Source organism: Pseudonocardia hispaniensis (assembly GCF_042658695.1).
Taxonomy (GTDB): Bacteria; Actinomycetota; Actinomycetes; order Mycobacteriales; family Pseudonocardiaceae; genus Pseudonocardia; species Pseudonocardia hispaniensis.
In genome coordinates, this window is the sequence record NZ_JBHSQW010000035.1 from 241,402 (window position 1) to 252,011 (window position 10,610).

Annotated in this window: 12 protein-coding genes and 2 tRNA genes; 7 read left to right on the forward strand and 7 right to left on the reverse strand. The window is 70.3% G+C overall.

Annotated features, from left to right (window positions below):
- Positions 1-77 precede the first annotated feature (77 nt).
- From ACFQE5_RS18150 to ACFQE5_RS18160, 3 genes are all read left to right on the forward strand, one after another.
- A tRNA-Ile gene (locus ACFQE5_RS18150) sits at positions 78-151 on the forward strand.
- 47 nt (positions 152-198) lie between these two features.
- On the forward strand, positions 199-309 hold the full coding sequence (locus ACFQE5_RS18155) for a DLW-39 family protein (protein WP_379586618.1): 111 nt from the start codon (positions 199-201) through the stop codon (positions 307-309).
- 42 nt (positions 310-351) lie between these two features.
- A tRNA-Ala gene (locus ACFQE5_RS18160) sits at positions 352-427 on the forward strand.
- A 128-nt stretch (positions 428-555) separates the two neighbouring features.
- On the opposite strand, the gene ACFQE5_RS18165 is transcribed toward ACFQE5_RS18160, so the two are convergent.
- Together ACFQE5_RS18165 and ACFQE5_RS18170 are read right to left on the reverse strand one after the other, a co-directional pair.
- Positions 556-882, reverse strand: coding sequence for an STAS domain-containing protein (locus ACFQE5_RS18165; RefSeq protein ID WP_379586619.1), 327 nt, complete (start codon positions 880-882; stop codon positions 556-558).
- 2 nt (positions 883-884) lie between these two features.
- Positions 885-2,489 (reverse strand): ATP-binding SpoIIE family protein phosphatase, encoded by a 1,605-nt coding sequence (locus tag ACFQE5_RS18170; protein ID WP_379586620.1) that lies wholly within the window; start codon positions 2,487-2,489, stop codon positions 885-887.
- A 219-nt stretch (positions 2,490-2,708) separates the two neighbouring features.
- On the opposite strand from ACFQE5_RS18170, the gene ACFQE5_RS18175 reads away from it, so the two are divergent.
- Positions 2,709-3,035 (forward strand): putative quinol monooxygenase, encoded by a 327-nt coding sequence (locus ACFQE5_RS18175; protein WP_379586622.1) that lies wholly within the window; start codon positions 2,709-2,711, stop codon positions 3,033-3,035.
- 307 nt (positions 3,036-3,342) lie between these two features.
- Here ACFQE5_RS18175 and ACFQE5_RS18180 read toward each other — a convergent pair whose 3' ends face one another.
- A complete protein-coding gene (locus ACFQE5_RS18180) occupies positions 3,343-4,020 on the reverse strand; it encodes a hypothetical protein (protein WP_379586623.1) in 678 nt (225 codons plus the stop codon).
- Positions 4,021-4,257: 237 nt separating this feature from the next.
- On the opposite strand from ACFQE5_RS18180, the gene ACFQE5_RS18185 reads away from it, so the two are divergent.
- From ACFQE5_RS18185 to ACFQE5_RS18195, 3 genes are all read left to right on the forward strand, one after another.
- Positions 4,258-5,370: an alpha/beta hydrolase family protein gene (locus ACFQE5_RS18185; protein ID WP_379586625.1), complete on the forward strand. Its 1,113-nt coding sequence runs from the start codon at positions 4,258-4,260 to the stop codon at positions 5,368-5,370.
- A 41-nt stretch (positions 5,371-5,411) separates the two neighbouring features.
- Positions 5,412-5,954 carry a peptidylprolyl isomerase gene (locus tag ACFQE5_RS18190; protein WP_379586626.1) on the forward strand — a complete coding sequence of 181 codons (543 nt, stop codon included), beginning with the start codon at positions 5,412-5,414 and terminating at the stop codon, positions 5,952-5,954.
- 268 nt (positions 5,955-6,222) lie between these two features.
- On the forward strand, positions 6,223-6,849 hold the full coding sequence (locus tag ACFQE5_RS18195) for a rhomboid family intramembrane serine protease (protein WP_379586628.1): 627 nt from the start codon (positions 6,223-6,225) through the stop codon (positions 6,847-6,849).
- A 242-nt stretch (positions 6,850-7,091) separates the two neighbouring features.
- Here the strand turns inward: ACFQE5_RS18195 and ACFQE5_RS18200 are convergent, their stop codons facing one another.
- The 4 genes from ACFQE5_RS18200 to pknB all read right to left on the reverse strand — a co-directional run bounded on the left by ACFQE5_RS18200 (position 7,092) and on the right by pknB (position 10,599).
- A complete protein-coding gene (locus ACFQE5_RS18200) occupies positions 7,092-7,538 on the reverse strand; it encodes a PH domain-containing protein (protein WP_379586630.1) in 447 nt (148 codons plus the stop codon).
- An 86-nt stretch (positions 7,539-7,624) separates the two neighbouring features.
- Positions 7,625-7,894: a cell division protein CrgA gene (crgA, locus tag ACFQE5_RS18205; protein ID WP_379586632.1), complete on the reverse strand. Its 270-nt coding sequence runs from the start codon at positions 7,892-7,894 to the stop codon at positions 7,625-7,627.
- A 114-nt stretch (positions 7,895-8,008) separates the two neighbouring features.
- Entirely contained in the window at positions 8,009-8,644 is a 636-nt protein-coding gene (locus ACFQE5_RS18210) for an aminodeoxychorismate/anthranilate synthase component II (protein ID WP_379586633.1), read from the reverse strand.
- Positions 8,644-10,599 carry a Stk1 family PASTA domain-containing Ser/Thr kinase gene (pknB, locus tag ACFQE5_RS18215; RefSeq protein WP_379586634.1) on the reverse strand — a complete coding sequence of 652 codons (1,956 nt, stop codon included), beginning with the start codon at positions 10,597-10,599 and terminating at the stop codon, positions 8,644-8,646. The genes ACFQE5_RS18210 and pknB overlap by 1 nt, the downstream gene beginning before the upstream one ends.
- Between the last annotated feature and the right edge of the window lie 11 nt (positions 10,600-10,610).

Genomic DNA, 10,610 nt, shown 5'->3' on the forward strand with positions numbered 1-10,610 from the left:
GCGCCGGCCTCCGCGAGGAAAACTCGGAGCCGGTGCGGGGCGCCGCGCGGGCCTGCTGTAGGGTCGGTCCTACGAACGGGCCCATAGCTCAGTTGGTTAGAGCGCGTCGCTGATAACGACGAGGTCGCTGGTTCAAATCCAGCTGGGCCCACTCCCCCGCGGTGCCGGTCACAGAGACCCTTTTGAGGACGTGATCCCATGAAGAAGCTCTTCGCTCTCGCGGCTGTGGCCGGTGTGGTGTTCCTGCTCGTCACGAAGCTGCGTGGTCGCCAGGAGACCGACCTGTGGCACGAGGCCATCAGCCGCTGACCGGCGCCGTGCCGCTGAGCGGGTAGTGTCTCCGCTCAGGATGGGGACGTAGCTCAATTGGCAGAGCACCGCCTTTGCAAGGCGGGGGTTAGGGGTTCGATTCCCCTCGTCTCCACCACATCTGACCAGCGGGTATGCCGGTCCAGCGATCACATGAAACGGCGAGGTGCCTGAGGACGTCCTCGGGGCCCCGTGACGAGATCGGGCAGCGGCGACAACGGGATGCACCGGGCCGCGTGCCAGCGGTCAGACGGTCCCGGGCCGCAGGGCGGCGACCGCGGCGACACCGGATAGTTCGATCGCTCGGCGCGCCAGCGAGCCCGGCGGAACGACGAGCTCGAACGCGATCTGCAGCGTGTCGAGCCGGGCACCGAGCGCGAACAGAACCCGCAGGCCCGCACTGTCGATGTAGCTGAGGTTGCTGAAGTCGACGGAGACCGCGGTGACCTGGTTGGTGATCGCGTCGAGGAGTTGGTGTTCGACGATTGCGGCGTTCGCCAGATCGATCTCCCCGGAGACCGCGATGCGGATCGCATCGGGGGAGGGCTCGATGTCGACGCTGACGTCGCTCATCCTCACCCCTGACCGGCGAGCGCCTTGCGGATCACAACCTCGGTCCCGGTGGTCTTGCGCTCGATCCGCACCTCGTCGGCAAGACCCTCCATCAGCAGCACCCCCCGGCCGCGGTTTCGGCCACGGGCCGGGCGCCAGCGGCCGGTGTCGCGCACCATGGCCACCACGTCCGGCGCCTCCACGGACAGCTGCACCGAGATGGAGCCGCCGCGCGGGCCGTAGGCGTGTTCGACCACGTTCGAGCAGGCCTCGCCGACCGCCACAAGGACATCGCCGATCTCGTCCGGGCCCGCGCCGACCTCCATCAGCCACTGCCTGGTCACGTTGCGGATGGTCCGCAGCGACGACGGCACCGCGGGCTCGGTGATGTCGAGCGGCTCGTGGCTCGCGGCGTCGTTGCGTCTGAGCACGAGGAGCGCGACGTCATCCCCGACAGCCTCGGAGCCGATCAACTCCGACATCACCCTGGCGCACACCCGATCCGGTGCGTCGGCCGACATCGACGTCCGCAACCGCTCGAGGCCGACGTCGAGCGACGCTCCTCGACGTTCGACGAGGCCGTCGGTGTAGAAACACACCGCCGCTCCGGGCGGCAACGAGACGGTGCTCGAATGCCGCGGCCGGCGGGGGCCAATCCCGAGCGGCAGGTCGTTCGGCAAGACGATGAACCGTGCGGGGCGGTCGGCCGACGCCATGAGAGGCGGCGGATGGCCCGCAGCGGAGACGAACATCCGGTCGCGTGACGGCTCCAGCATCGCGCACAGCACGGTCGCCATCACCTCCGGCTCGAAGTGCTGCAGCTGCCGGTCCAGCCTGGTGAGCAGGTCGGCCGGATCGTGGGTTTCCAGTGCGTACGCGTGCATGCTGCTGCGCAGCCGTCCCATCGCGACCGCAGCGGACAGACCACGGCCGACCACGTCCCCCACCATGACGCACAGCCAGCCGGACTGGAGGCGGAACACGTCGTACCAGTCCCCGCCGACCTCGCCGTCATCGCCAGGCACATAGCGGGCGGCGAACTCCAGGCCCGGGACGATGGGGAGATCACCCGGCAGCAGACTGCGCTGCAGCACGTTCGCCGCCGTGCGTTCGGCCAGCGAGATCCTGGTGTGCGCGGCGAGCGCGATCCGGTCGGCCACCACCTGCAGCACTCGAACGTCCTCGTCCGTGAAGCGGCGCGAGGTCACGGTCCCGACGTGGAGCACCCCCATGAGCGTCCCACCGCTCAGCAGCGGGACACCGAGCAAGGAGCGGATGCCCTTCTCACGAAGGAGCGGGTTGAACACGTCGGAGTGGTCGATGTCCTCCACGATCGTCGGTTGCCGCTGGGCGGCGACGCGGCCGGCGAACCCCTGGCCAAGGGGGATCCGAACGCCCTGGCGTACCTCCTCCTCGATGCCGCGGGCCGCGGTGGCCTCGAGGTACGTCCCGGCGGAGCCGAGCAGGAGCACGGCTGCGGTGTCGACGGCGAGGAGTTCACGCACCCGGTCGAGCAGTTCGGTGAAAAGCTCCTCGACCTCCAGGTGCGCGAGCTTCGCGTCCGTCACCGCCTCGATGCGGCGCAACTGCTCACTCACAACGCCGAGAGCGGGGTCCCGCCGCGACATGAGCAGAGTCTAACGGCGAGGTTCCCGCTTCGTCGGTGTCGAGCGTCGTGGCTGGTCCGGCGGATCGCGGCTCAGCATCCCTTCCCGGCATCCCTTCCCGGCGGCGTGGCGCCGGGCCACGGTGGAGCGAAATCGGGCGTGGCGCGGTCGCTGTGCCAGGCCCGTGCCGCTAGCGTGTCCCCGCACTTCCTCCTCCGCCATCCAGCTGAAGGGATCATTATGATCTTCATCGTCGTCAAGTTCACGATTCGCCCCGAGCACACGGACGAGTGGCTCTCGCGAGTCGACGAGTTCACCCAGGCCACCCGCAACGAGCCCGGAAACCTGTTCTTCGAGTGGTCCAAGAGCGTCGACAATCCGAACCAGTTCGTCCTCGTCGAGGCGTTCGCGTCGGGTCAGGCGGGCGAGGAGCACGTGAAGTCCGACCACTTCAAGACCGCCATGGCGTGGATGCCGGACCTGGTCGCGGAGACCCCGGAGATCATCCACGTCGACACCCCGGGAGACGGCTGGTCTCGGATGGCCGAGATCCAGCCGCGCGGCTGAGAATCCGGACGACCTTGTTCTCGTCAACCTGACGATCTGGTGGCGCGGCGCGGACCGACCCACTGCAGTTCTGCGAGGACTGCGACGGTGGCGGCCTGAACGAGCGTGATGGTCACTCCGACGACGGTCAGCGCCGACCACCCGAGCAGTGCGGCGAGCACACTGCCGACCGCCCAGCGACGTTCACGACGACGACCGCGGGTGCGGCGGCGGGCGTCCCAGAAACGACGACGCGGCGCACCCCGCACGGGTCGCTCCTCGTTGAGCGCCGCGCGAGATACGCCGCATCCGATGGCGGTCTCGAAGGTCAGTCGATGCTGAAGTGGGAGACCTGACCGGGCTGGGTCGCCAGGGCGGCGATCTGGGCCGGGTCGACCGACGGAACCTCACCGGCACCGACGTGGTTGCTGCCGATGTAGTCCGCGGGGTCGACCGACGGCCCGTTGACGTGGTTGGTGTTCGCGGTCTCGACGAGCGGCGCGAGCGCGGCGGCGCCGGGGACGTCGGACAGCGACGGTGCAGCCGGCAGCGCGGGGAGGGCCGGCAGCGCGGACACGTCGGGGACGCCCGGCAGCGCGGGGAGGGCCGGCAGCGCGGACACGTCGGGGACGCCCGGCAGCGCGGGGAGGGCCGGCAGGGCGGACACGTCGGGGACGCCCGGCAGCGCGGGGAGGGCGGGGAGAGCCGTGTTGATCGAAGCGACGTCCGGGATGGCCTGGGTCTCGACGTTCGGCATCTCGAACATGAACAGCTCGGGTAGATCGGCGAGATCGCTCGCCGGTGTGGCCGGGAGAGCTGCCAGGGCATCCTGGACGGCGGAGGTACCGGGAACGGCGGGCACGGCGGGAACGCCGAGGGCATCGACGTCCGGGACCGCGGGGAGTGCCGGGGCAGCAAGGGCGCTGCCTGCAAAACCCACGCCGAGGGCTGCGATGCCCGCGGCGGTTGCGGTCGTGCGCAGGCTGCGCCGGGCGAGGCTGCTCATTTGCGAGTGGATCCTTCCGATCGGGGGTTCGGATTGTCGCGACGGTGATCTGCCCGCATAACGAAGAGGTAGCCATCCGGTTGTGGGGTCAAGGGCAGCGGACGTGCACTTCACCCATTCCGGTGGCGCGACAAACGTGCAGGTGAGCCGCATTTTCATCAGGATGGATGACGGCTCGCCGCTTGACGCCAGAGGTCCGTTGAATCCGGTGCCGGACAGTTGCGCAAGGATCGTCTCGTGATACGAGACGGGTGGGTCCGAGCGGGCCTCGTCGGGATCGGGGCCGGGCTCGGCGCCGGAGTGCTCGGCGCCGGCTGGCACTACTCGAACATGCTGCTCGACACGCGCGGGCAGCTCGCCTTTCCCGAACGCGTCCTCGATGCGGCAGACGGCCAGGTGACGTTGGCCCGGTCCAGGTTGGCCGAGCAGCCCGGGATCTGGGGGCTGCGGTGGAACGACGGTCTCGCCGTGATCGGGCCGGTCGAACAGGTGCGGCGGGATCGCGTCGTGCGCGGGTTGCTCGCCGGCCCGGTGCCCGCCGCGGGCACCCTGGCGGTCCTCGACGCCGGCCCCTACGACCCGGATCCAGGTGCCCGGGGGCTCGAGTTCACCGAGGTCGACGTGCCGACCTCGCTCGGTCCTGCGCCCGCCTGGTGGGTTCCCGGGTCCGGTGACACCTGGGTGGTGCACGTCCACGGACGCGGCGGGGCCCGGCGCGAGGCGTTGCGGATCCTGCCCGCACTGCACCGGATGGGCCTGCCGCAGCTGGTCATCAGCTACCGCAACGACGACTGTGCCCCGCCGAGCCCGGACGGGCACTACCACCTCGGCGACACCGAGTGGCAGGACGTGCAGGCCGCGGTGCGCCACGCCCGTGCCGCCGGCGCACGCCGGATCGTGCTGTACGCCTGGTCGATGGGGGCGGCGATCTCGGGGGCGTTTTTGGACCGGGCGCCGGAGGCGGAGGCCGTCGCGGTGGTCGTGTGGGACGCGCCGCTGCTCGACTGGTGGGCCACGCTGCGCCAGCAGGCACGTAACCGACGGCTTCCGCCCGCGCTCACACCCGTCGCCGCCGCGTTCGCGCGGTATCGGATCGGCATCGACTTCGACCGGTTCACGTTGCGTACCAACCCGCCCGCGGTCCGCCCCCCCACGCTGCTCATCCACAGCACCGAGGACACCGCGGTTCCGGTCGCGGTGAGCCGCGACCTGGCCGCAGCCGCGCCCGCGCTGGGCTGGTCGGTCGAGTACCTCGAAGTGCCTGGCGTCGAACACACGGCGTCGTGGAACGCCGATCCGCAGCGCTACGAGAAGGCGGTGAGCACGTTCCTGCGCGCCCATCTGGGTTGAACGGCCAGCGGGGCGGTCGGCGCTGTTCGCGGCCTGGCACGATGGTGCACGTGACTGACCCAGCCAACTCGGGGCGGACCGCGACGCTGCGGACGTCCCAGGGTGACATCCGGATCAACCTGTTCCCCGACCACGCGCCCAAGACGGTGGCGAACTTCGTCGGACTGGCGACCGGCTCCAAGCAGTATGCGCAGCCGAACGCGAGCGGTGGTAGCAGCGGACCGTTCTACGACGGCTCGATCTTCCACCGGGTGATCAGCGGTTTCATGATTCAAGGTGGCGATCCGACCGGTACCGGCCGCGGCGGACCGGGCTACCAGTTCGCCGACGAGTTCCACCCGGAACTCTCGTTCGACCGCCCCTACCTGCTGGCCATGGCCAACGCCGGGCCCGGCACCAACGGTTCCCAGTTCTTCATCACCGTTGGCCCCACCCCCCACCTCAACCGGCGGCACACGATCTTCGGCGAGGTGGCCGACGCGGAGTCTCGCGCAGTCGTCGACTCGATCGCCACCACGTCCACCGACCGCACCGACCGGCCGCTGACCGACGTCGTCATCCAGCGCGTCGAGATCTCCGACTGACCGATCGCGAGCTGAGCCGACCGTGAGCAATCCTGCCGGTTACCCACCTCCGGGCGGACCGCCATACGGACCAGGCCCAGCAGTGTGCGTCCGTCATCCGGACCGACCGACCGGCCTGCGCTGTACCCGGTGCGGCCGTCCGTCCTGCCCGGAGTGCCTGCGCGAGGCCGCGGTCGGCCACCAGTGTGTCGACTGCATCGCCTCGGGCCGGCGCACCGTCCGGCGCCCGACCACAGTTGCGGGTGCTGCCCTCGGAGCCCGGCCGGTCGTGGTCCCCGTGTTGATCGCGCTGAACGTCGTGATCTTCGCGCTGACCGTGGTGCAGTCGGGCAGTCTCAGCCGCAACGCCGCCGCACCCCTGTTCGGGCAGTGGTCGCTCGTCCCCGGGCTGGTCGCCGAGGCGCAGTGGTGGCGGGTGCTCACGGCGGGCTTTCTGCACTACGGCCCGCTGCACCTGGTGTTCAACATGCTGGCGCTCTGGGTGATCGGCAAGGACATCGAGCTGGTGCTCGGCCGGGGCCGGTTCCTCGCGGTCTACTTCATCGCGCTGCTCGGCGGCTCGGCGGCGGTGATGATGTTCTACCCGCCGAACGCCCAGGTCGCGGGAGCCTCCGGCGCCGTTTTCGGGCTGATGGGCGGGCTCGCGGTGGTGTTGCGCCGGCTGCGGGTGCCCGCGGGCCAGGTGATCGGGCTGATCGCGGTCAACGTCGTGATCAGTGTCGTGCTGCCCGGCGTCTCGCTGATCGGGCACCTCGGCGGTCTCGTCGTGGGAGCCGCGGCCACGGCGGCCGTGGTCTACGCGCCCGCCCACAACCGGGTTCCGGTGCAGGTCGGTGCGCTCGTCGGGTTGACCGCCCTCGTGCTGGCCGCCGTTGCGGTGCCGGCCCTGGCCTGACCGGCCCCGGCCGCCGAGCAGCCAGGGGGATCCGACCGCGTTCGGAGCCCCCGGCCGCTCGCCGGATCGGGTGTCGTTACTCCGGCGTTCCGCATCCGCATCCGGTGGAGCAACCGTCCGTCCCACGCATCGGTGAGCTGCTCATCTGGACTCCTTTCGATGGCCGTCGAGGGCACACCGATGCTAGATACCGCTTCGGCCCGGTCACGATCCCCCGACGGAAGGGGTGTGATCACGCCGCGTCAGCGATGTTGCGACGCGCGGGTGAGCGCCTCGGCGACGGCGTCCGGATCGTCGCCGAGATCGAGCCGACCGAACACCAGCAGCCGCTCGCGCCCATCGTCGTCGAGCACGTCGAGTTCGAGCATCGGCACCTCGCGACCGAACCGGCGGATACGCATCACCCGGATCGCGCGGACCCGCGGCCACGGATGGTGTTGCGCGCCCCGCAGCCCGCGAACGGTCACCCCCGCGGCCTCGGCGACGAGCCTCGGTCGAGCGACCGTGCCGAAGATCGCGGCGGTGAACAGCAGCACCGCTGCGACGCCGGCGAGCAACCGTCCTGCCGGATCGGCGCCCCCGCTGATGAGCAGCCAGCACCACGTGGCAGCACCGGCCGCACCCGCCCAGGCCAGCCCGACGAGGACCGCGGGCGGGCTCCACCGCATCGCATCGGGCTGGGCTGTCACTGGTCCGGTGTGTTGTTGTCCACAGCGGTTATCCACACTGGGGATGGCCTACACAAGTGTCATTCCACTCCTGGCGCCGTCCTCGGTCATCGCCACCGCATCGTCATCAGAAGGCCGACGACGATGAGGGTGAACCCGATGAGGAAGTTCCAGGAGCCCAGGGCGGCCATGAAGCCGATCACGTGGCCGGCCAGGTAGTTCACGACGAGCCAGGCCAGGCCCAGAACCATGAGCCCGAGCATGACGACGACGTACACCGGGTGCGTCGGAGCCGTCGCGCGGGCAGCCTGCGGGCTGTGCCGATCGGCGGGCGGCGGCGTGTACGCGGTCTTCCTGCGGACCTTGGACTTGGGCATCGGGACCTCGCCTGACGGTTGTGCTGGGGCCGGGCGTGTCCGGCCCGGCATCTGGGACCACCGTAGTCCGGCCGTTCGGGTAGCCGCGCCCGGTACGGGACGGTGAGCGTCGGTTCAGAGGCCGACGCTGAGGGCGGCGACCTCAGCGGTCAGCCCGTCGACGACCGACTCGGGCACGGCGTGTCCGGCGCTCGCCATCCAGTTCGCCAGCAGCCGGTGCCCACCGTGGGTGAGCACGGACTCCGGATGGAACTGCACGCCCTCCACCGGCAGGTCGCGATGCCGGATGGCCATGATCAGCCCGCTCTCCGTGCGGCCGGTGACCTCCAGCTCCGGCGGCAGCGAGTCGGGCCGGATGGCCAGCGAGTGATACCGCGTCGCGACGAACGGGTTAGGCAGACCGCGCAGCACACCCGCGCCCTCGTGATGCACCAGAGAGGTTTTGCCGTGTAGCAGCTCCGGTGCCCGCTCCACCACACCGCCCCACGCCACCGCGATCGACTGGTGTCCCAGACACACGCCGAGCACCGGCAGGTTCTGCGCGGCGCCGCGCCGGACGATCTCGATGCTGCGCCCGGCCCGCTCCGGGGTACCGGGGCCGGGGCTGACCAGCACCCCGTCGACCGCGCCGAGCTCGTCGAGTTCCACTTCGTCGTTGCGTCGGACGGTGGTCTCCGCGCCGAGCTGGGCGAGGTACTGGACCAGGTTGTAGACGAAGCTGTCGTAGTTGTCGACGACCAAGACGCGCATCAGTTGTTCCCGTCCCCTCGGCCGCCGTTGTCGAACGCCCCACCCGCGAACTGGCCGACCGTCAGCACCACGGGCTTGTCCGGGTCGCCGGTCTGCCCTGCCGACGGGTTCTGTGCGATCACCCTGTTGTCCTGGCTGCGGTCGGTCACCGGCTGGCCGCGCAGAGCGGACTGGTAGCCCGCGTCGGCGAGCTCCTTCACCGCATCCTGCGCTTTCAAACCGATCACGCTGGGCACGGGCTGAGAGTTCCGGTTGCCCTTCGAGACCTGCAGCGTGACCGTGCTGCCCTTGGGTGCCTGGGTTCCCGCGGCCGGGTTGGTGCCGACCACCGTGCCCGCCTCGCCGCTCCCGTCCACCTCACTGACCTTCACGTCGAATCCGGCCTGCTGCAGCGTGTCCTTCGCGCTGGACTCGTCCTGCCCGGTCACATCCGGCACCGGCACCGTGGTCTGCTGCTTGCCGATGACCACGGCGACCGCGCTGCCGCCGGGTGCGATCTCCCCGGGCCCGGGGGTCGTCGAGATGATCCGTCCGATCAGCGAGGAGTCGGCCGTCTCCGCCTCGCTCTGCTCGCCGAGCTGCAGCCCGTGGCTGGTGAGGGTCCGCTGCGCATCGGAGACCGTGCTTCCCTTCAGCTGCGGCACCGTGACCTTCGCCGGTCCCTTGCCGACGAAGATGCGCACCGTGCTGTTCTCCGGGACCTGGCTGTTGGCGGCGGGGTCGGTGCGGACGACCTTGCCGACGTCGTCGGGCGAGGACTCGGCCTCCTGCAGGTCGGGCCGGAGAGCGGCCATGATCACCGCAGTCCGGGCCGCCTCCTGCTGCTGGCCGACGACGTTGGGAACGGTGACCTGTTTGGGCTGCGCGGGACCGCCGAGCAGCTGGTAGCCGACGAAGGCGATGAGCCCGAGCACCAGCGCGATCCCGGCCCCGATCGCGACCTTGCGCCAGGTGCGCCGGGGCGGCTCCTCGTCCTGCCACACGGGCACGGCCGACGGCGGCAGGGTGTGCCGGCCACCTCCACCGGCTGCTGCGTTGAGCCGCCGGGTCGGGGGCGGACTCGCGGCCAGCAGCGCGGTGCGTTCGTCCTCGCTCATCACCATCGGGGCCAGCGGCCGCTGACCACTGCGCACACGCAGCAGGTCGCTGCGCATCTCGGCGGCGGACTGGTAACGGTTGGCCGGATTCTTGCTCAGCGCCTTCAACACGACGGCGTCGAGTTCCGCGGGGATCTGTGGGTTGAGCTCGGACGGACGCTTCGGGTCCTCCCGAACGTGCTGGTAGGCCACCGCGACCGGGGAGTCGCCGGTGAACGGCGGTTCCCCGGTGAGCAGCTCGAACAGCACGCAGCCCGCCGCGTAGACGTCACTGCGGGCGTCGACGGCCTCGCCGCGGGCCTGCTCCGGGGACAGGTACTGGGCCGTCCCGATGACCGCGGCGGTCTGCGTGACGTTCTGACCCTCGCCGAGCGCGCGGGCGATGCCGAAGTCCATCACCTTCACCGCGCCCGCGTGGTTGATCATGATGTTGGCCGGCTTGACGTCCCGGTGGATGATGTTGTGCCGGTGACTGAAGTCCAGTGCTGCGCACACGTCGGCCATCACCTCGATGACCCGCTGCTGGGTCATCGGGCCCTGTGTCTTGACGATCTCGCGCAGGGTCTGCCCGTCGACATACTCCATGACGATGTAGGGCAGCGGGCCGAACTCGCTGGACACCTCGCCGGTGTCGTACACGGCCACGATGGCCGGGTGGTTGAGCGCGGCGGCGTTCTGCGCCTCCCGCCGGAACCGCAGTTGGAACTGCGGGTCGCGGGCCAGGTCGGCGCGCAGCACCTTCACCGCGACGTCACGGCCCAGCCGCGTGTCGGTACCGCGGTGAACCTCGGACATGCCGCCATATCCGAGCGTCTCACCCAACTCGTAGCGCTCGGACAGCAGTCGGGGGGTCGTCATGGGTGCCGATT